Source organism: Streptomyces sp. NBC_00328 (assembly GCF_036139655.1).
In the GTDB taxonomy this organism is placed as follows: domain Bacteria; phylum Actinomycetota; class Actinomycetes; order Streptomycetales; family Streptomycetaceae; genus Streptomyces.
This window is the reverse complement of record NZ_CP108013.1, coordinates 6,628,385-6,648,062: the sequence shown is the minus strand read 5'-3', so window position 1 is coordinate 6,648,062 and position 19,678 is coordinate 6,628,385. Positions and strand designations below refer to the sequence as shown.

Here is a 19,678-nt window from a genome sequence, read left to right as displayed (position 1 = left end):
CTCCCACGCGCCCGGTCCCCGGCGGCGCTCCGCCGGGGACCGGGCGGGAGCGTCACTCCAGGCCGGTGCCCCGCAGCGACGCGGGCAGTTCGCCGGTGTACAGCACGCCCAGCGTCTGGGTGGCCCGGGTCAGTGCCACGTACAGGTCGCTCGTCCCGTACGACGCCGGCTCGACCACCAGGACGGAGTCGAACTCCAGCCCCTTGGCCTGCCGGGGGTCGAGGAGGACGACCGTGCGGGTGAGGTCGGGCTCCTGGCCCGCCGTCACCCCGTCCAGCCGGCCGGCGAGCGCGGGGTGCAGGGCCCGCGGCGCGATCACCGCGAGCCGGCCCTCGGCCGGGGTCAGCTCGGCGACGGCCTTGGCGACCGCGCCGGGCAGGTCGTCCCCGGCCTCGCGCGCCCAGGGCCGTACCCCGGTGGACCGGACGGAGCGCGGCGGCTCGAAACCGGGGCGTTCGGCCCGCACCACACCGGCGGCGACGTCCATGATCTCGGACGGGGTGCGGTAGTTGACGCCGAGCCGGGTGTGCTCCCAGCGGTCCTCCACGTACGGGGAGAGGATCTCCTCCCACGATCCGACCCCCGCCGCCTCCGCGGTCTGCGCGGGATCGCCGACGAGTGTCATCGACCGCGTGGGACTGCGGCGCATCAGCAGCCGCCACGCCATCGGCGACAGCTCCTGCGCCTCGTCCACGATGATGTGGCCGAAGGCCCACGTCCGGTCGGCGGCGGCCCGCTCCGCGGCGCTGCGGTGGTCGTCCTCCTCGTGCCGTTCCGCCATCCGCTCGGCGTCGATGATGTTGTGCGCGGACAGGATCTCGGAGTCCTCCTCGTCCTTGTCCTCGAACTCGTAGGTCCGCGAGGCGTAGGAGACGTCCAGCACGCCCTGCGCGTAGGCGATCTGGGTACGGCGTTCCTGGTCGGCCAGCGCCCGTGCGACCCGGCCGTCCTCGCCGAGGAGTTCGGCGGCCTCGTCGAGGAGGGGGACGTCCCCGGCGGTCCAGTCGCCGGGGCGGGTCAGCGGGCGGTGGATCGCCGCCGCGTCCGCGTCCGGGACATGGCCGTACGGGTCGGCCAGGAAGTCGGCCACCAGGCGCTGCGGGGTCAGCCTCGGCCACAGTTGATCGACGGCCGACCAGACCTCGGGGTTCTCGGCGAGTTCGTCGCGGATCTGGGTGATGTCGCTCGGGTCGAGGAGGTTGGAGCCGTCGAAGGGGTCCGTGCCGATGCGTTCGGCGAGCATGTCGGTGAGCGTGTTGAGGATGTGGCCCTCGAAGTGCTCGCGGGCCACGTTGTGGGGCAGGCCGACCGCGCGGGTGCGTTCCCGGGCGACCTGGACGAGGCCCGCGTCGAGCATCAGGACGTCCCGGTCGTGCTCGATCGCGATCACCGGGTCGGGGAGCGCCTGGCGGTCCCGGACGACCTCGGCCAGGACGTCGGCCATCCCGGCGCGGCCCTTCACGGCGGCCGCCTCCGGTGTGTCGACGGCGGTCGCGTGGACGCCGGGGAAGAGCTCGCCGACGGTCGAGAGCAGCACGCCGGTCTCACCGAGCGAGGGCAGCACCTCGCCGATGTAGCCGAGGAAGGCGGGGTTGGGGCCGACGATCAGGACGGCCCGCTTGGCGAGCAGTTCCCGGTGTTCGTACAGCAGGTACGCGGCGCGGTGCAGGGCCACGGCGGTCTTGCCGGTGCCGGGGCCGCCCTCGACGACCATGATGCCCCGGTGCGGCGCGCGGATGATCCGGTCCTGCTCGGCCTGGATGGTCTGCACGATGTCGCTCATCCGGCCGGTGCGGGCCGAGTTGAGCGCGGCGAGCAGCACGGCGTCACCGGTCGGGTCCTCGTGGCCGGTGCGTTCCCGGTCGCCGAGGTCGAGGATCTCGTCGTGCAGGTCGGTGACGTGCCGACCCGCGGTGCCGATGTGCCGGCGGCGGCGCAGGCCCATCGGGGTGTGCCCGGTGGCCAGGTAGAAGGGGCGGGCGACCGGGGCCCGCCAGTCGATGAGGATCGGGGTGCGCTCGATGTCGTCGGCGCGGATGCCGATGCGGCCGATGTGATGGGTGACGCCGGCGGGGGGCGCCCCTTCCCCGGGGGACTCCACCGGGGCCAGGTCGATGCGGCCGAAGCAGAGCGAACCGTCCACGGCGTTCAGCGCGGCCAGCAGTCCCGAGCGTTCGGCGACCAGGACGTCCCGTTCGAGCCGGGCCTGCATGGGCGTGTTGCCCTGGGCGAGCGCGTCCCCGACGGAGGCCTCGGTGACACCGCGCAGGGCGTCGACACGCGCGTACAACCCGTCGATGAATTCCTGCTCACTTCGCAGTTCATCATCGGGGAATTCTGTGTGCGATCCCTTGTTTGACAATTCCGCTCCCGCCCGGATATACTGCGCCTACTGAACTTCTTCACGACTTGATTCCTCGAAGTCGCGAATCATTGAATATACGCAGCGAAATCCCCCGGGCGCAATTGCCCAGGGGATTTTTTGTGTGCCGGACTGTGTGCCGGGTTGTCCGCCGGGTGGGATCAGAGCACGTCGGCCAGCTCCTGGAGAAGCCGTCGCTTGGCCCGGGCGCCCACCATCGACTTCACGGGCTCACCGTCCCGGAAAACCATGAACGTCGGCATCGACAGCACGCCGTACGCCAGCGTCGTCTCCGGATTGGTGTCGACGTCGAGCTGGACCACCTTGAACCGGTCGCCCTCCTCGAAAGCCAGCTCGCTGAGCACCGGCCCCATCTGCCGGCACGGCGGACACCAGTCGGCCGTGAACTCCACCAGCACGGGCAGATCCGAGCCGATCACCTCCGCCCCGAAGTCCGCGTCCGTCACCTCGGCCACGCCTGCCGCCCTGATCATCGCGTCCGCCCTCCCAGTTCGCATACGGGTTCCGGACCGCCCGGAACCTCCGCGTCGGCCGCCAGCTCGTCACGGGCCCGCTCCGCCCGCGCGAGCTGCTCGCCGACCTGCGCGCGCACCGACCTCAGCTCGTCGATCACCGCGTCGAGCTCGCCGAGCTTGCGCCGGTAGACGTCCAACGACGCCGGGCACGAGTCGCCCTCGGGGTGTCCGGCCCGCAGACACTCCACGAACGGCCGCGTCTCCTCCAGGTCGAACCCGAAGTCCTGAAGGGTCCTGATCTGCCGGAGCAGCCGCAGATCGTGCTCGTCGTACGTCCGGTACCCGTTCTCGCCCCGCCGCGCGGGCAGCAGCCCCCGCGACTCGTAGTAGCGCAGGGTCCGCGTGGTCGTCCCGGCCTGTGCGGCCAGCTCGCCGATTCGCATGACCCCGACGGTAGTCCTTGACGCCGACGTCAAGGCAAGCGTCCCCGGGGGCGGTCCCGGCGGGGTCAGCGTGAGGTGCGCGGGAGCAGGGGTTTGCGGTCCACCGGGGACGACAGCACGATCGAGGTCGTCGTCCGCCCGAGCGCGGAGGTCTGTTCCAGGACGTCCTCCAGGTGGATCGTGTCCTCGACGGCGACCTTGAGGATCCAGCAGTCCTCGCCGACGACGTGGTGGGCCTCGGTGACCTCGGGACGGGCCAGCAGCTCCAGCGTCCGGGGATGCCTGAGGGTGTAGCCGCCGTGCGGATCGACGCGGATGAAGGCCTGGATGCCGTAGCCGAGGCGGGACGCCGACACCTGGGCGCCGTATCCGGTGATCGCCCCGGTCGCCTCCAGCCGGCGCACCCGCTCCGCGACCGCGGCCGGGCTCAGCCGGACGCGGCGGCCCAGCTCGCTGAGTTTGATGCGGCCCTCGCTCTGGAGCAGTTCCAGGATCTGCCGGTCGAGCGTGTCGAAGCCCACCGACGTTTCGCCGGAGACGACGCGCGGATGCCGTGTTTCCTTCGGTGCGACGGCCGGATCTCCCATGTCTCCCCCTTCGGGCCTGACCCCTGCGACGGGAGAATTATGACCACAGGCCGAAGCGCCGTGGACGCCCGGCGACCGGTGCGGGACGCGTGGAGCGGGACGCACGGGTGCATGGGGCACGGGTGCGCGGAAACAGGGGAGGGCGACGTGCGGGAGATCTGCGTCATCGGCGGAAACCGGTATTTCGGAAAACGTCTCATAGCCCGGCTGACGGCGGCGGGAGACCGGGTCACCGTCATCAACCGCGGGTCGTCCGCGCCGCCCGCCGGGACGGTGCATCTGGTCGCCGACCGCGACGACGAGAAGGCCCTGGAGGAGGCGCTGGGCTCTCGGGTCTTCGACGTCGTCGTCGACCAGGTCTGCTACACACCGCGGCAGGCGGAGATCGCCCGCCGGGTCTTCGCGGAGCGCACGCGCCGGTACGTGATGACGTCCACCGTCGAGGTGTACGAGTACGAGGACACGGCGGAGCCGGTCGCCGAGGACGCCGTGGACCCGCGTGAGGTCGCCGTCGACCTCTCTCTTCCCTGGGACGACGGGGAATTCCTCGACGCGCACTACGGCGAGGGCAAGCGGCAGGCCGAGGCGGTGTTCGCGGCCGGCCCGGCCTTCCCGTACGTGGCCGTGCGCGTCGCCCATGTGCTGGGCGGGGACGACGATTTCACCGGACGGCTGGAACACTACGTCGACCGCGTCCGCACCGGCGGGACGATCGTCGTGCCCTCCGTGAACCGTCCGGCGACCTACATCCACGTCGAGGAGATCGCCGACTTCCTGTTCTGGACGGTGGGCGGGGACTTCACCGGCCCGGTCAACGCCGCCTCCGACGGACCGCTGACCACCCAGGACTTGTGCGAGGCGATCAGCGCGCGCCTCCCGCACGGCCGGACGGTGCTGGAGGCGGTCGAGGTGGGCGAGGTCTCCCCCCTCTCCTTCCGCCGTTCCTACGGGATGGACAACACGCGGGCCGCCCGGCTCGGTTTCCCCTTCGGCGACGCGCGGGCCTGGCTGCCGCGCGCGGTGGCCGAGACGCTCGGAAAGGACGGCTGACATGCGCTACCGCACCCTGGGCGGACTACGGGTGAGCGCCGTGGGGCTCGGCACGATGCCGCTGTCCATCGAGGGGCGGCCGGACGAGGCGCGGGCCCTGGCGACGGTGCACGCGGCCCTCGACGCGGGCGTCACGCTCCTCGACACGGCGGACTCGTATCACCTGCCCGGCGACGGACCCGGCCACAACGAACGGCTCGTGGCCCGTGCCCTGGCGACGTACGGCGGCGACACCGCGGACGTCCTGGTGGCCACGAAGGGCGGGCGGGGCAGACCCGCCGACGGCTCCTGGACGGTGAACGGCTCCCCGCGCCATCTCAAGGCGGCGGCCGAGGCCTCCCTGAAGAGACTGGGCCTGGAGGCGGTCGGCCTCTACCAGCTCCACAAGCCCGACCCCGCCGTCCCGTTCGAGGACTCGGTGGGCGCCCTGCGCGACCTGCTCGACGCGGGCACGATCCGGCTGGCCGGCATCTCCAACACCACCGCGGCCCAGATCCGCCGGGCCCACGCGATCCTCGGCGACCGGCTGGTCTGCGTGCAGAACCAGTACTCCCCCGCGGTGCGCGACAGCGAACCCGAACTGCGCCTCTGCGCCGAGCTGGGGCTCGCCTTCCTGCCCTGGAGCCCGCTGGGCGGCATCTCCCGCAGCTCCCTGGACGGCCCCGCCGGTCCGTCCGGCGACGGGACCGGCGACGTTTCGCTGGAGCGGTTCGGGGCCTTCCACGCGGTGGCCCGGGAGCACGGCGTGAGCCCTCAGCAGGTCTGTCTCGCCTGGCTCTCGCGGCTGTCCCCCACGGTGATCCCGATCCCCGGCGCCAGTCGCCCGCGGACCGCCCGGGACTCCGCGGGGGCCGCGGACCTGGTCCTGAGCGCGGAGGACCTGGCCCGCCTCGGCCCGTGAGCCCGGGGTCCGGGCCCCGGGCTCACGGGGCCGTGGTCAGACCATGACCCCGGCGGACTCCTCCACCTCCAGCAGCGACGCGCTCTGCCGCTCCGCCTCGAACGCCTTGTGTCCGCCGCGCAGGCCGAACAGCCTTTTGGTGAGGGCGATGTAGAGGACGGCGAGGATGTTCATGACCAGCGTCGCGATCTTCAGCCAGCTGATGTGCTCGGTGAGTTCGTAGATCTCCAGCGGGAGGAACGCGGCGGTGGCGACGACCGTGAGGTACTCCGCCCAGCGCTTGGCGTACCAGAGCCCGAACGCCTCGACGAGCTCGATCAGCGCGTACGCCAGCAGCAGGACCGCGACCAGCAGCAGCGTGGAGTGCTTGTAGCCGAAGGTCTTCTGGATGGTGCCGACGACGGGCGAGTGGTCGAGGTCGTAGTGGAAGTGCCGGAAGACCGGCCTGAGGACGTCGAGGTACTCGTCGAAGAGCCGGCGCACCGCGTCCTGGCTGTTGCTGAACTTCCACACGGCGGCCGCGACCAGCACGATGAACACCCCGCGCACGGCCCGCTCGATGGCCAGGAAGCGCAGGACGAACAGGTCGCGGAGCACCTTGCCGCGCGGCACGAGCGGTGCCTCGTCCGCGGGGCCCGAGCCGTGCGGATCGCCGAGCGCGAAGTCGCCGCAGCGCAGGCAGCGCCAGGCCTCGCCGAGACCCGTCTCGGCGCGCAGCCGCTCCCGCAGCACGCGCTCGTCGGGCGCGTACGTCACGTGGCCGCGCCGCGCACAGGTACGCCGGTCCCAGTCGATCTTCATGCTCGGTGTCCTCCGCGGAAACGTGCCGTGCCGCGCCGGTCGGTCCGGCACGGCACGGTCATGCATGTTCTACGAGACGGCGGCCCGGGGGGTCACGGTTCCGTCGGGAGCACCACTCGCCCCCTCGGCCCCGCGGCCCCCCGCCGAGTCGCCCTCTTTCCCGGCCTCGGCCTCGACATCGGCCTCGGCTTCAGGCTCCGCTTCGGCTTCGGGCTCCGCTTCGGCTTCGGCTTCGGCTTCGGCTTCGGCTTCGGCTTCGGGCTGAGCCTCGGCCTCGGGCTGGGCCTCGGCTTCGGCCTCGGGCTCTGCTTCGGATTCGGGCTGAGCTTCGGCCTCGGGCTGAGCTTCGGCTTCAGCTTCAGGCTGAGCCTCGGCCTCGGGCTGGGCCTCGGCTTCGACCTCGGGCTGGGCCTCGGTTGTGGCTGCGGCTGCGGCTGCGGCTGCGGGCGCAGCCTCGGCGTCGGCCTCGGTCTCCGTGCGGGCCTTGCGCGGGAGCAGTACCGCCACCAGCACCGTGCCCACGCCCAGGATCACCGCTCCGACGAGGCTGGTGTGCGCCACCGCGTCCGAGAAGGACGAGCTGACGGCGTCCGCCATCTGCCGGGCGCCGTCGGCGAGTTGCCCGGCCTGAGCCTTCAACTGAGCCGCCTGCTCCGCGTTCGCGGACTGCGCGGCCTGTTCGCCGAGCGCGCGGGCCTTGTCGCCGATGCCCTGGGCGACGGCGTACCCCGCGCCCACCGAGTCCTGCGCCGTGGTCAGGGCGCCCGCCGGGAGCCGGCTGCCCGCGGTCGCGTCGGCGAGGTGCGAGGAGTACGAACTCGCCAGCACCGAGCCGAGGATGGCGATTCCGAGCGAGCCCCCGAGCTCCAGCGAGGTGTCGTTGACCGCGCCGCCGACGCCCAGTTCGGCCTCCGGGAACGCGCCCATGATGGCGTCCGTGCAGGGCGAGAGCGCCAGCCCGATGGCGAGGCCGAGCATGACGAGGGGCAGCACGAGGTCGCCGTACCCCGAGGAGGCGTCCACCTGGGTGAGCAGGGCCAGCGCCACGGTGCCGCCGACCATGCCCGCGGTGACCGTGAACTTCATGCCGATGCGCGGAGTGAGGTATCCGGTGAGCGCCGAGCCCACGAAGACTGCGCCGGCGAGCGGCAGCATCCGCACCCCGGTGTCCAGGGCGTCGTAGCCGAGGACGAACTGGAGGTGCTGGGTGAGGTAGTAGAAGGCGCCGAAGACGGCCAGGAAGAAGAGGGCGACGGCGAGGTTCGAGCCGGCGAAGCGACGGTTGGCGAAGCGTCGTACGTCGACGACCGGACGCGGGTGGCGCAGCTCCCACAGCACGAAGAGGACCAGTCCGGCCCCCGCGACCACGGCAGCGGTCACGGCCTTGACGCCCCACCCGAAGTGCGGACCCTCGATGATCATGTAGACGAGCGAGCCGATCCAGACGACCGAGAGCAGCCCGCCGACGTAGTCGATGCGGTTGTGGTGCGCGGCCCTGGACGGCGGTACGAGGACGAGGGCGCCGATGATGGCGAGGGCGGCGACCGGCACGTTGATCAGGAACGTGGACGACCAGCCGTGGTTCTCCAGCAGGGCGCCGGCGACCAGCGGACCGGCGGCGATGGCGAGTCCGGCGGTGGCGGTCCACAGGACGATCGCCTTGGCCCGCTCGGCGCGCGGGAAGGTCGCGGCGAGCAGGGAGAGCGTGGCGGGCATGATCAGCGCGGCGCCGACGCCCATGACGGCACGGGCCGCGATGACCCCGGTGGAGCTGCCGACGAGCGAACCGGCGATCGCGCCGCCGCCGAAGACGACGAGCCCGAGAATGAGCGCGCCGCGGCGGCTGTACTTGTCCCCGATGGCGCCGAGCAGCAGCATCAGCGCGGCGTACGGGACGGTGTAGCCGTCGATGACCCATTGCAGGTCGGCGCTGGACAGGCCGAGGTCCTGGGTCATGTCGGGTGCCGCGACGGTGAGGGCGGTGTTCGCCATCACGATGATCAGCAGGCTCAGGCAGAGCACCAGCAGCGCCCACCACCGCCTGGCGTAGGGCCGGTCCATCCTCTCGACCGGTTCGTTCATGACGAGACGCATGGCTACGGTCGCCCTTCCTTCGTCGACGGGCACGGAGATCGTCCGCGCCAGGACTTGCACAGTGGAGTGCAACTGCACAACAGTGTGCAAGATATGAGATTGCACAGCGCTGTGCAAATGAAGGAGGTCGAGGCCCGTGATCGCAGGACAGGCGGCCGCCCGGCGACGGGCGGGCAGAATGGCAGCCATGACCACGGGTAACCCGAGCCGCGCCGATGTGAACCGCCGCCGCATCCTGGACGTCGCGCTCGCCGAACTGCTGCGTGACCCCGACGCGTCCATGGACCAGATCGCGCGGGCGGCGGGGGTCGTACGGCGCACGGTCTACGGGCATTTCCCCAGCCGCGAGGCGCTGGTCGGCACCCTGACCGACGAGGCGGTGGCGGCGGTCGCGGCGGCGCACGCGGCGGGCCGCGAAGGGGTCGCGGACCCGGCCGAATCACTGGCCCGCTCGACCCTGGCCGTCTGGGAGATCGCCGACCGCTACCGGCTGCTGGTCGCCCTCGCCCAGCGCAGCGTCACCATGCAGGGGATCCGCGAACGTCTGACGCCGGTCCGCGAGGCCTGCGCGGAGATTCTCCGGCGCGGCCTGGAGCAGGGCGTGTTCGAATCGCCGCTGCCTCCGAACGCGCTGGCGTACGTGCACGAGCAGACCCTGTTCGCCCTCATGGAGGCGGTGAACGACGGTCTCCTGGCAGCGGAGGAGGCGGGCGGCTCCGCCACGGTCACCATGCTGACCGCGGCGGGCGTACCCGCCTCGCGCGCCACCGAACTGGTGGCGAAGCTGAGCGGCTGAGTCCGCGGAGGCGTCAGGAACCTCCGGGACCCGGCCGTTCCCAGCCGTGCACCGGGCGGCCGGGCCCGTGGGGGATGCCCTGCCGCCCGGCATCCCGGGGCCTGTCGGACGGGGAGTGCCGGACAGGCCCCGGGAGCTCCTGGGACGCGCCCTACGCCGTGGCGGACTCCTTCTCTCCGCCCTGCTCCGGCACGTCCGCGTGGACGTCGGCGGAGGCGTCGGCGTCGTCCAGCAGGGTCTTCTCGTCGAAGGGAAGCTGTCCGGCGAGGACCCGGGACACCCGCTCCTTGTCGATCTCCTTCGTCCAGGTTCCGATCAGGACCGTGGCCACGGCGTTGCCGGCGAAGTTCGTCAGCGCGCGTGCCTCGCTCATGAAACGGTCGATGCCGACGATGAGGCCGACGCCGTCCACCAGTGCGGGCTTGTGCGACTGGAGGCCGCCGGCCAGCGTGGCCAGGCCCGCCCCGCTGACGCCGGCCGCGCCCTTGGACGCGACCAGGAGGAAGAGCAGGAGCGGGATCTGCTCCCCGATCGACATGGGCGTGCCCATCGCGTCGGCGATGTAGAGCGAGGCCATGGTCATGTAGATCATCGTGCCGTCGAGGTTGAAGGAGTAGCCGGTCGGGACGGTGATGCCGACGACCGGCTTGCCGACGCCCAGGTGCTCCATCTTCGCGATGAGCCGCGGCAGGGCGGACTCGGAGGAGGAGGTGGACAGGATCAGCAGGAACTCGCGGCCCAGGTACTTGAAGAACGTGAGGATGTTCAGGCCCGTCACCACCCGCAGCAGCGTGCCGAGCACGATGAAGACGAACAGGAAACAGGTGACGTAGAAGCCGAGCATCAGCACGGCGAGACTCTTGAGCGCGTCCAGGCCCGCGGAACCGGTGACGGCGGCGATCGCGCCGAAGGCACCCAGCGGGGCGGCCCACATGACCATGGCGAGGATCCGGAACACGAGCCGCTGGATGTGCTCCACCCCACGCAGGACCGGCTGCCCGGCCGCTCCCATGGCCTGCAGCGCGAACCCGGTCAGGAGCGCGACGAGCAGAGTCTGCAGGACCTGGCCCTCGGTGAACGCCGAGACCATCGTGGTCGGGATGATCGAGAGCACGAAGTCGACCGGCGGCAGCGCCTCCGCCGACACCTGGCCCTGGCCGGCCTCCTTGACCGCGTCGGTCATCGCCAGGCCGCTGCCCGGCTCCAGGATGTTGCCGACGACCAGACCGATGGCCAGCGCGACCAGCGACATGACCAGGAAGTAGCCGAGCGCGATACCGCCGACGGCGCCGACCTTGGCGGCCTTGCGGACCGAGCCGATTCCCAGCACGATCGTGCAGAAGATGATCGGGGAGATCATCATCTTGATCAGGTTCACGAAGCCCGTGCCGATGGGCTTGAGCTCGACGGCGAAGTCGGGGGCGATCAGGCCCACCGCGATCCCGAGGGCCACGGCGCCGATCACGGCGATGTACAGATAGTGCGTGCGGTCCCGCTTGGCGGCGGGTGCGGCAGGTGCCGTTTGCGGCGTGCTGGCCACGGCTGCCCTCCTTGACGACGTCATCGGCATCATCCGGCGTGCGGCTCACGTCCGGCGGACCCGGCGTGCGGCTCACGTCCGGGGATCCGGAAGGCTTCGCTCCCGGGCTGAGGGGACTATCTCCCGGCGTGTGAGGGCGGTCACCCTTCCGTTCATTGAGTTCACAGGCCCCACCGGAACCACCCGGCCGAGTCGGTACGCCGAGTCCGTACGGCCCGAGGCGCACCCGGCCGGGCCAGGCACACTGAACGGCATGCGTCTTCCCCGTGTCCCGCGACCGCGCAGCCTGGCCGGCCAGCTCTTCGGCATGCAGGCCGTGCTCATCGCGGTCCTCGTCGCCGGATACGCGCTGTTCACCTACGTCAGCGACCGCAGCCAGGCCGAGGAGGCCGCGGGCCGTCAGGCGATGGCGGTCGCACGCTCGGTCGCGGACTCCCCGTCCGTCCACGCGGCCATCGGCACGGCGAACCCCACCGCGGAGCTCCAGCCGTACTCCCTGCGTGTGCAGCGGGACACCGACGTCGACTTCGTGACCATCATGGATCCGCGCGGCATCCGCTGGACGCACCCCGAGGAGAAGCAGATAGGCAAGCACTTCCTCGGGACGATCGGCCCCGCGCTGAGGGGCGACTCCTTCACCGAGACGTACACCGGCAACCTCGGCCCCTCCGTGCGCGCCGTCACCCGGATCCGGGTCGACGGCCGGACCATCGGCCTGGTCAGCGCCGGCATCAAGGTCGAGGCGATCACCAGACGCGTCCAGAACCAGATCACGCCCCTGATCGGGGTCGCGACCGGCGCGCTGCTGCTGGGCGCCGTCGGCGCGTACGTCATCAACGCCCGGCTGCGACGCTCCACCCACGGCATGAACGCGGCCGAGCTGAGCCGGATGCACGACTACCACCAGGCCGCGCTGCACGCCGTACGCGAGGGGCTGCTGATGCTGGACGGGCAGTTCCGGGTGGCACTGATGAACGACGGCGGACGGGAGCTGCTCGGCACCACGAACGACGTGGTCGGCCGTTCGGTGGCCGAACTCGGGCTGCCCGCGCCGCTGACGGGCGCGCTGCTGTCGGCGGAGCCCCGCGTGGACGAGGTCCATCTGACGGACACGCGGGTGCTGGTCGTGAACACCTCCCCGGTGTCCGGCGGCGAACGCCGCGGCACGGTGGTCACCCTGCGCGACGTGACCGAACTCCAGTCGCTGACGGGAGAACTGGACTCGGAACGCGGCTTCACCCAGGCGCTGCGCTCGCAGGCGCACGAGGCGGCGAACCGTCTGCACACGGTGGTCTCCCTCATCGAACTGGGCCGCGCCGAGGAGGCCGTCGACTTCGCCACCGCCGAACTGGAGCTGGCGCAGGCGCTCACCGACGAGGTGATCTCCGCGGTCAGCGAACCGGTCCTCGCCGCGCTGCTGCTGGGCAAGGCGGCACAGGCGAACGAGCGCGGGGTGGAGCTCGTGGTCTCCGAGGACAGCGGCATCGACGACGGACTGCTCCCGGCCTCGCTCACCCCGCGCGACCTGGTCACGGTGCTCGGCAACCTGATCGACAACGCGATGGACGCGGCGCAGGGGACGGCGGGCGCCCGCGTCACGGTGACGGCGTTCACCGAGATGTCGGCACTGGTGCTACGGGTCGCCGACACCGGCGCCGGGGTGGACCCCGCCCATGCCGAGCAGGTCTTCCGGCGCGGCTGGTCCACGAAACCGGCGGGCCCCGGCGGCCGTGGTCTCGGCCTGGCCCTGGCCCGCCAGACGGTGAGCCGGCACGCGGGCACACTGAACGTGCGCGAGGGAACGGACGGCGGAGCGGAGTTCGAGGTACGCCTGCCGCTCCCCACCACACCCGCCGCCCCGGCCCCGCCCCAGACCCAGCCCCCGGACGACACCCCGGCCCTCGGCCCCGGCCCGGCTCCGACCCGGCACACCGGCCCCACCCCGGTCCGAACCCCGGACGCCGGACCCACCGCAGACCGGGCCCAGGACCCCGGCCGCACCCCGGCCCGAACCCCGGGCACCGGCCCCGGCTCGGACCGGGACCCCGACGCCGGCACCGGCACCGGCACCGGCACCGGCTCGGTCCCGCACGCGTGCCCCGCCCAGCGCACGCGGTCCGAAGCACTGCCGTCCGAGACCGTTCCGCCCGGAGGTGGCGCATGAGTGATCCGATCCGCGTGCTCGTCGTCGAGGACGATCCGGTGGCCGCCGACGCGCACGTCATGTACGTCGGCCGGGTGCCCGGCTTCACGGCGGTGGGCAAGGTCCACACCGGTGCGCAGGCGCGCCGCGCGCTGGACCGTACGCCCGTGGACCTGCTGCTGCTCGACCTGCATCTGCCGGACACGCACGGCCTTCAGCTCGCGCGCTCGCTGCGCGCGGCCGGCCATCGCGCGGACGTCATCGCGGTGACCTCCGCGCGGGACCTGGCGGTCGTGCGGGAGGGGGTGTCGCTCGGCGTCGTCCAGTACGTGCTGAAGCCGTTCACCTTCGCCACCCTGCGCGACCGGCTGATCAGGTACGCGGAGTTCCGCGCGGCGGTCGGCGAGGCGAGCGGCCAGGCCGAGGTGGACCGCGCGCTGGCCGCCCTGCGGGCTCCCGGCCCGGCCGCGCTGCCCAAGGGGCTGAGCGGGCCGACCCTGGAACGCGTGAGTGTCACCCTCAGGGACCACGCGGACGGCCTGACGGCGGCCAAGGCCGCCGAGGCCGTCGGCATCTCCCGGATCACGGCCCGGCGCTATCTGGAACACCTGGTGGAGGGGGGCCGGGCGGCACGCGCCCCGCAGTACGGGACGGTCGGACGGCCGGAGCTCCAGTACCGCTGGATCAAGGGCTGACCCGCCGGACCGGGTCCCCGCGGACCGATCCGGCGCCGGCAGGCCGAAGCCCCTCGGCGGAGGGCCCGGTCATCCTCGGCCGGCTTTCGGGGCTGAACGCCCTCGACGGCACGGCGAATTCAGGGCCGCGGCCGAAACCGTATGTTCCTACAATCTGTGATTGTGGCCGAACAGACCGTAGTCACCGCTGCCCCGGGCCCATACCTTGTGCGCGTGCACCGACCGCAAGCCCAACAGCCCACCCCGCCCTTCAACGCCCCGGCCGCCCGAAGACTGCGGGCAGCGCTCGGAATGGGGCCCGAGCACGTCGCGTACGGCCTGAGAGCCTCGTACGGGCTGCCGTACGCCACACCCGATCTGGTCACCGCCTGGGAGCGTGGCATCGCCGCGCCGAGCAGTCCCGAACTCACCGCTCTCGCCGGCGTGTTGTGGTGTTCCGCGAATGAACTCATAGGCGCGCCACGCACGTTGCGCGAACACCGCGTCGCCCGTGATCTCGCCCCGGAGGACGTGGCACACGCCGTCGGGATCGAACTCCTCGCCTACGAACGGATGGAGGAGTCCGGCACCTGGCGCGGAAACGAGCGGCAGTCGACCGCGCTGGCCAAGGCGCTCGACCTCTCGCTGCCCGATTTCATCACGGTGACGGGCCGCGACGGCCGGCTCGCCGACCTGCTGCGCGGCGCCGTGACGACGCGGTGGCAGGCCTCTGTGCGCCCGGTCGCGAAGGTGGTGCCGCTGGAGCGCGACGTCCTGGAGGTCGTGCTCCAGGAGCTGCACACCGACTACCAGGGGCGGACGGCCGCCGCGCTGAACTGGGGCGGCGGTCCGGCCGCCACCGGCTCCGGCGAGTCCGGCCAGGACTTCCTCGACCGGATCGTCGACCATTTCTGGACAGCTGTCCGCGCCGGCGCGTACTGACGTCCCGGACCCAGGGGGACCACGGCCCCGGGCGGAAGCCGCTGACGGGGCCGTGGTCCGACACCCGGCCGAGCGCCGGACCGGCCTTCCGCCTCCGGGTCCCCAGGCATGGAAGCCCGGGCCCCGAGACCCTCGACGTCCAGGTCCCGAGGCCTGGACGTCCAGGTCCCGGGGGCCGGAAGTCCGCGTACCGGGGCCTAGAAGACCGACTCCGCCTCGTCCATCCGGTCCTTCGGCACGGTCTTCAGTTCGGTGGTCGCGTCCGCGAGCGGCACCATCTCGATGTCCGTGCCGCGCAGCGCCGTCATCATGCCGAAGTCGCCGCGGTGCGCGGCCTCGACGGCGTGCCAGCCGAAACGGGTGGCGAGGACGCGGTCGTACGCGGTCGGCGAGCCGCCGCGCTGGACGTGGCCGAGGATGACCGGCTTGGCCTCCTTGCCGAGGCGGCGCTCCAGCTCGTACGCGAGGGCCGTGCCGATGCCCTGGAAGCGCTCGTGGCCGAACTGGTCGATCTCGCCGTGGCCGTAGTCCATGCTGCCCTCGGCGGGGTGAGCGCCCTCGGCGACACAGATGACGGCGAACCGCTTGCCGCGCGCGAAGCGCTCCTCGACCATCGCGACCAGGTCGGCCGGGTCGAAGGCGCGCTCGGGCAGGCAGATGCCGTGGGCGCCGGCCGCCATGCCGGACTCCAGGGCGATCCAGCCCGCGTGCCGGCCCATGACCTCGACGACCATCACACGCTGGTGGGACTCGGCCGTCGTCTTCAGACGGTCCATGGCCTCCGTGGCGACACCGACGGCGGTGTCGAAGCCGAAGGTGCGGTCCGTCGCGGAGATGTCGTTGTCGATGGTCTTCGGCACGCCGACCACGGGCAGACCCGCGTCCGACAGCATCCGGGCCGCGGTGAGCGTGCCCTCGCCGCCGATCGGGATGAGCGCGTCGATACCGAACTCGCGGGCCATGTCCTGGGCGTTTTCGCAGGCCTCGCGGAGCCGGTCGCGCTGGAGCCGGGAAGAGCCGAGTATGGTTCCGCCGCGGGCGAGGATGCCGCTGACGGCGTTCAGGTCGAGGGTGCGGAAATGGCTGTCGAGGAGCCCGGCGTAGCCGTCCTCGAAGCCGATGACCTCGTCCCCGAAGTTGGTGACCGCTCGGTGCACGACCGACCGGATCACTGCGTTCAGGCCAGGGCAGTCGCCGCCTGCCGTGAGAACTCCGATGCGCATCGTGCTGTGTCTCCTGCTCCCTGCGGTTCGTGTGAGCCGTTTCGATTGTTTCACGGCCCGGGGTGACCCGCCGATTCCGTCCGCCGCCACCCGCGCGGCCCGGAGGCCGCCCCCGGCTGACCGGCACGTTCCTCCTGGCGGGCGTCCTAGCCAGCGCCAGAGGTATTGTCAAGAGGGTTCTGCTCACGTTGGTGGGCCCTTTTTCCGAGCCCAGACACCGCCTGGCGACGAAACGGATGGAGAGCACGCGTGACGCGCAGCGTGTACGTGACCGGGATCGACCGAGGTGACGGCCGTCAGGTCGTCGAACTGGGGGTCATGGAACTGCTGACCCGCCAGGTCGACCGGGTGGGGGTGTTCCGTCCGCTCGTGCACGACGGTCCGGACCGGCTCTTCGAGCTGCTGCGGGCCCGTTACCGGCTGGCGCAGGACCCGGCGACGGTCTACGGCATGGACTACCACGAAGCGTCCGCGCTCCAGGCCGAGCAGGGCACCGACGAGCTGGTGTCCGCGCTCGTCGACCGGTTCCACCTGGTCGCCCGCGACTACGACGTCGTCCTCGTCCTCGGCACCGACTTCGCCGGCACCCAGGTGCCCGACGAGCTGGCGCTCAACGCCCGTCTGGCCAACGAGTTCGCCGCGTCCGTGATCCCGGTCGTCGGCGGCCGGGGCCAGAGCGCCGAGTCGGTGCGCGCCGAGACCCGCAACGCGTACCGCGCGTACGACGGGCTCGGGTGCGACGTCCTCGCCATGGTGGTGAACCGGGTGGCCCCCGAGGACCGCACGGCGATCGTGGAACGGCTCGACTCCCGGCTCCCGGTGCCCTGTTACGTCCTTCCGGACGAACCCGCGCTCTCCGCCCCCACGGTCGCGCAGATCACCCACGCGCTCGGCGGCACGGTGCTCCTCGGCGACGACGCGGGGCTCGCCCGTGACGCGCTCGGCTTCATCTTCGGCGGAGCGATGCTGCCGAACTTCCTCAAGGCGCTGACCCCGGGATGCCTCGTGGTCACGCCGGGGGACCGGGCCGATCTGGTGATCGGCTCGCTGGCCGCGCACAGCGCCGGCACCCCGCCCATAGCCGGCATCCTGCTCACCCTGGACGAGCGGCCCGACAGCGAGATCCTCACGCTCGCGGCCCGCCTCGCGCCCGGCACCCCGGTCGTGTCGGTGGCCGGTAACTCCTTCCCCACCGCGGAGGCGCTCTTCGCCATGGAGGGCAAGCTGAACGCGGCCACGCCCCGCAAGGCGGAGACCGCGCTCGGCCTGTTCGAGCGGCATGTGGACACCGCCGACCTGCTGAAGCGGGTCTCCGCGCCCAGCAGCGACCGGCTCACCCCGATGATGTTCGAGCACCAGCTCCTGGAGCAGGCCCGCTCCGACCGGCGTCGCGTCGTGCTGCCCGAGGGCACCGAGGAGCGCGTCCTGCACGCCGCCGAGGTGCTGCTGCGCCGGGGTGTGTGCGATCTGACCCTGCTGGGCCCGGTCGACCAGATCCGCAAGAAGGCCGCCGACCTCGGCATCGACATCAGCGCCACCCAGATCGTCGACCCGCAGACGTCACCGCTGCGGGACTCCTTCGCCGAGAAGTACGCCGAACTGCGCGCCCACAAGGGGGTCACGGTCGAGCTGGCCTACGACGTCGTCGCCGACGTGAACTACTTCGGCACGCTCATGGTGCAGGAGGGCCTCGCCGACGGGATGGTGTCGGGGGCCGCGCACTCGACGGCGGCGACGATCCGGCCCGCGTTCGAGATCATCAAGACCAGGCCGGAGTCACGGATCGTCTCGTCCGTCTTCTTCATGTGCCTGGCCGACAAGGTCCTGGTCTACGGCGACTGCGCGGTGAACCCCGACCCGGACGCCGAGCAGCTCTGCGACATCGCCATCTCCTCGGCCGCCACCGCGCGGCAGTTCGGTGTCGAGCCGCGGATCGCGATGCTGTCGTACTCCACGGGCACCTCGGGTTCGGGCGCCGACGTCGACAAGGTGCGCGAGGCGACCGAGCTGGTCCGCGCGCGCCGGGGCGACCTGCGGATCGAGGGGCCGATCCAGTACGACGCCGCCGTCGAGCCGTCGGTCGCGGCGACCAAGCTGCCGGGCTCGAAGGTCGCCGGACAGGCGTCCGTGCTGATCTTCCCCGACCTCAACACCGGCAACAACACCTACAAGGCCGTGCAGCGTTCGGCCGGCGCGATCGCCGTCGGCCCGGTGCTCCAGGGTCTGCGCAAGCCCGTCAACGACCTGTCCCGCGGCGCGCTCGTCCAGGACATCGTCAACACGGTCGCCATCACGGCGATCCAGTCCCAGACCCCCGACCAGAAGGCTGCCCGTCCGTGAGCGCCCACCCGTCCCCCTCGGCCGCCGCGCCGAAGGAGCCCGCCGCCCCGCCGGCCGTGCGGGTCCTCGTCCTCAACTCCGGCTCGTCGTCGGTGAAGTACCAGTTGCTCGACATGCGCGACGGCACCCGGCTGGCCGTCGGCCTGGTGGAGCGCATCGGCGAGGGAACCTCCCTGCTGCGCCACACCACGCGAACGACGGGCGAGACCCGCGAGAGGGCCGACACGTTCGCCGACCACGACGCCGCGCTGAAGGCGATGGCGCAGGAACTGGCGGTGGACGGGCTCGGCCTCGACTCCCCCGAACTGGCCGCCATCGGCCACCGGGTGGTGCACGGCGGGCAGACCTTCACCGAACCGACGGTCATCGACGACGCGGTGCTCGCCGAGATCGAGCGGCTGATCCCGGTCGCTCCGCTGCACAACCCGGCGAACCTCACCGGCATCCGCACCGCGATGGCACTGCGCCCGGACCTCCCCCAGGTCGCGATCTTCGACACGGCGTTCCACACGACGATGCCGGAGGCGGCCGCGCGCTACGCGATCGACGTGGCGACCGCCGACGAACACCGCATCCGCCGCTACGGCTTCCACGGCACCTCGCACGCCTACGTCTCCCGAACGACCGCCGAACTGCTCGGCAAGGCGCCCGAGGAGGTCAACGTCATCGTGCTGCACCTGGGCAACGGGGCCTCGGCGTCCGCGGTCAGGGGCGGGCGGTGCGTGGACACCTCGATGGGGCTCACCCCTCTGGAGGGGCTGGTGATGGGAACGCGGTCCGGCGACGTGGACCCGGCCGTCATCTTCCATTTGGAGCGTGTTGGCGGCATGTCCACGGACGAGATCGACACTCTTCTCAACAAGAAGAGCGGTCTGATCGGTCTGTGCGGCGACAACGACATGCGGGAGATCGACCGACGTGTCGACGAGGGGGACGAACAGGCCCGGCTCGCCTTCGACATCTACATCCACCGGCTGAAGAAATACATCGGCGCCTACTACGCGGTCCTCGGCCGGGTGGACGCCGTCACCTTCACCGCCGGAGTGGGCGAGAACGCCACCTCGGTGCGCGAGGCCGCGATCCGGGGCCTGGAGGAACTGGGGCTCGCGGTCGACGGCGAACTGAACGCCGTGCGCGGCGGTGAGCCCCGGCTCATCTCACCGCCGTACGCGCGCGTCGCGGTCGCCGTCGTGCCGACGGACGAGGAACTGGAAATCGCCACACAGACGTACGCGCTGGTCGGAAAGGGCGATGCCTGAGCGGGCCGGAAAGCCACGCCTGAGCACCCGCCCGCCCATTTGTATCT

General features: G+C 71.8%; 15 protein-coding genes and 1 pseudogene. 8 read left to right on the top strand and 8 right to left on the bottom strand.

Features of this window, described 5'->3' with window-relative positions; all coding sequences use genetic code 11:
- Positions 1 to 52: 52 nt before the first annotated feature.
- The 4 genes from OG485_RS29350 to OG485_RS29335 all read right to left on the bottom strand — a co-directional run bounded on the left by OG485_RS29350 (position 53) and on the right by OG485_RS29335 (position 3,868).
- Complete coding sequence (locus tag OG485_RS29350) at positions 53 to 2,380, bottom strand: HelD family protein (protein WP_328674711.1); 2,328 nt, start codon at positions 2,378 to 2,380, stop codon at positions 53 to 55.
- 143 nt (positions 2,381 to 2,523) lie between these two features.
- A complete protein-coding gene (locus OG485_RS29345; RefSeq protein WP_328671486.1) occupies positions 2,524 to 2,856 on the bottom strand; it encodes a thioredoxin family protein in 333 nt (110 codons plus the stop codon).
- Positions 2,853 to 3,281: a MerR family transcriptional regulator gene (locus OG485_RS29340; protein WP_328671485.1), complete on the bottom strand. Its 429-nt coding sequence runs from the start codon at positions 3,279 to 3,281 to the stop codon at positions 2,853 to 2,855. Before OG485_RS29340 ends, OG485_RS29345 begins: the two co-directional genes overlap by 4 nt.
- Before the next feature lie 65 nt (positions 3,282 to 3,346).
- Positions 3,347 to 3,868 (bottom strand): Lrp/AsnC family transcriptional regulator, encoded by a 522-nt coding sequence (locus tag OG485_RS29335; RefSeq protein ID WP_328671484.1) that lies wholly within the window; start codon positions 3,866 to 3,868, stop codon positions 3,347 to 3,349.
- Between the two features lie 111 nt (positions 3,869 to 3,979).
- On the opposite strand from OG485_RS29335, the gene OG485_RS29330 reads away from it, so the two are divergent.
- Both OG485_RS29330 and OG485_RS29325 read left to right on the top strand, forming a co-directional pair.
- Positions 3,980 to 4,918, top strand: a complete 939-nt coding sequence (locus OG485_RS29330; RefSeq protein ID WP_328674710.1) for an NAD-dependent epimerase/dehydratase family protein — start codon at positions 3,980 to 3,982, stop codon at positions 4,916 to 4,918.
- Position 4,919: 1 nt separating this feature from the next.
- On the top strand, positions 4,920 to 5,819 hold the full coding sequence (locus OG485_RS29325) for an aldo/keto reductase (RefSeq protein ID WP_328671483.1): 900 nt from the start codon (positions 4,920 to 4,922) through the stop codon (positions 5,817 to 5,819).
- Between the two features lie 36 nt (positions 5,820 to 5,855).
- Here the strand turns inward: OG485_RS29325 and OG485_RS29320 are convergent, their stop codons facing one another.
- Both OG485_RS29320 and OG485_RS29315 read right to left on the bottom strand, forming a co-directional pair.
- Positions 5,856 to 6,620 carry a DUF2127 domain-containing protein gene (locus tag OG485_RS29320; protein ID WP_328671482.1) on the bottom strand — a complete coding sequence of 255 codons (765 nt, stop codon included), beginning with the start codon at positions 6,618 to 6,620 and terminating at the stop codon, positions 5,856 to 5,858.
- A 426-nt stretch (positions 6,621 to 7,046) separates the two neighbouring features.
- Positions 7,047 to 8,714, bottom strand: a pseudogene (locus tag OG485_RS29315) (MFS transporter); the annotation flags it as partial.
- Between the two features lie 178 nt (positions 8,715 to 8,892).
- On the opposite strand from OG485_RS29315, the gene OG485_RS29310 reads away from it, so the two are divergent.
- The gene (locus tag OG485_RS29310; RefSeq protein ID WP_328674709.1) at positions 8,893 to 9,510 is read left to right on the top strand and encodes a TetR/AcrR family transcriptional regulator; all 618 of its coding nucleotides are present in this window, start codon (positions 8,893 to 8,895) and stop codon (positions 9,508 to 9,510) included.
- A gap of 151 nt (positions 9,511 to 9,661) precedes the next feature.
- On the opposite strand, the gene OG485_RS29305 is transcribed toward OG485_RS29310, so the two are convergent.
- On the bottom strand, positions 9,662 to 11,074 hold the full coding sequence (locus OG485_RS29305; RefSeq protein ID WP_328671481.1) for a cation:dicarboxylate symporter family transporter: 1,413 nt from the start codon (positions 11,072 to 11,074) through the stop codon (positions 9,662 to 9,664).
- A 229-nt stretch (positions 11,075 to 11,303) separates the two neighbouring features.
- Between OG485_RS29305 and OG485_RS29300 the strand changes: the two genes are divergently transcribed.
- The 3 genes from OG485_RS29300 to OG485_RS29290 all read left to right on the top strand — a co-directional run bounded on the left by OG485_RS29300 (position 11,304) and on the right by OG485_RS29290 (position 14,809).
- Positions 11,304 to 13,214, top strand: a complete 1,911-nt coding sequence (locus OG485_RS29300; protein WP_328671480.1) for an ATP-binding protein — start codon at positions 11,304 to 11,306, stop codon at positions 13,212 to 13,214.
- Complete coding sequence (locus OG485_RS29295; RefSeq protein WP_328671479.1) at positions 13,211 to 13,888, top strand: response regulator; 678 nt, start codon at positions 13,211 to 13,213, stop codon at positions 13,886 to 13,888. Before OG485_RS29300 ends, OG485_RS29295 begins: the two co-directional genes overlap by 4 nt.
- 207 nt (positions 13,889 to 14,095) lie before the next feature.
- Positions 14,096 to 14,809 (top strand): helix-turn-helix domain-containing protein, encoded by a 714-nt coding sequence (locus OG485_RS29290; RefSeq protein ID WP_443048948.1) that lies wholly within the window; start codon positions 14,096 to 14,098, stop codon positions 14,807 to 14,809.
- Between the two features lie 197 nt (positions 14,810 to 15,006).
- Here OG485_RS29290 and OG485_RS29285 read toward each other — a convergent pair whose 3' ends face one another.
- On the bottom strand, positions 15,007 to 16,032 hold the full coding sequence (locus tag OG485_RS29285; RefSeq protein ID WP_328671478.1) for an ATP-dependent 6-phosphofructokinase: 1,026 nt from the start codon (positions 16,030 to 16,032) through the stop codon (positions 15,007 to 15,009).
- Between the two features lie 249 nt (positions 16,033 to 16,281).
- Between OG485_RS29285 and pta the strand changes: the two genes are divergently transcribed.
- Together pta and OG485_RS29275 are read left to right on the top strand one after the other, a co-directional pair.
- Positions 16,282 to 18,372, top strand: a complete 2,091-nt coding sequence (gene pta / locus OG485_RS29280) for a phosphate acetyltransferase (RefSeq protein ID WP_328671477.1) — start codon at positions 16,282 to 16,284, stop codon at positions 18,370 to 18,372.
- Between the two features lie 56 nt (positions 18,373 to 18,428).
- A complete protein-coding gene (locus OG485_RS29275) occupies positions 18,429 to 19,631 on the top strand; it encodes an acetate kinase (RefSeq protein ID WP_443048947.1) in 1,203 nt (400 codons plus the stop codon).
- Positions 19,632 to 19,678 lie beyond the last annotated feature (47 nt).

Bases quoted from the DNA above. Each gene is read 5' to 3' on its own strand.
- OG485_RS29295 (WP_328671479.1), top strand. From the start codon at position 13,211: ATGAGTGATCCGATCCGCGTGCTCGTCGTCGAGGACGATCCGGTGGCC.
- OG485_RS29305 (WP_328671481.1), bottom strand. From the start codon at position 11,074: ATGACGTCGTCAAGGAGGGCAGCCGTGGCCAGCACGCCGCAAACGGCA.
- OG485_RS29325 (WP_328671483.1), top strand. From the start codon at position 4,920: ATGCGCTACCGCACCCTGGGCGGACTACGGGTGAGCGCCGTGGGGCTC.
- OG485_RS29335 (WP_328671484.1), bottom strand. From the start codon at position 3,868: ATGGGAGATCCGGCCGTCGCACCGAAGGAAACACGGCATCCGCGCGTC.
- OG485_RS29300 (WP_328671480.1), top strand. From the start codon at position 11,304: ATGCGTCTTCCCCGTGTCCCGCGACCGCGCAGCCTGGCCGGCCAGCTC.
- OG485_RS29345 (WP_328671486.1), bottom strand. From the start codon at position 2,856: ATGATCAGGGCGGCAGGCGTGGCCGAGGTGACGGACGCGGACTTCGGG.
- OG485_RS29320 (WP_328671482.1), bottom strand. From the start codon at position 6,620: ATGAAGATCGACTGGGACCGGCGTACCTGTGCGCGGCGCGGCCACGTG.
- OG485_RS29340 (WP_328671485.1), bottom strand. From the start codon at position 3,281: ATGCGAATCGGCGAGCTGGCCGCACAGGCCGGGACGACCACGCGGACC.
- OG485_RS29310 (WP_328674709.1), top strand. From the start codon at position 8,893: ATGGCAGCCATGACCACGGGTAACCCGAGCCGCGCCGATGTGAACCGC.
- OG485_RS29330 (WP_328674710.1), top strand. From the start codon at position 3,980: ATGGGGCACGGGTGCGCGGAAACAGGGGAGGGCGACGTGCGGGAGATC.
- OG485_RS29285 (WP_328671478.1), bottom strand. From the start codon at position 16,032: ATGCGCATCGGAGTTCTCACGGCAGGCGGCGACTGCCCTGGCCTGAAC.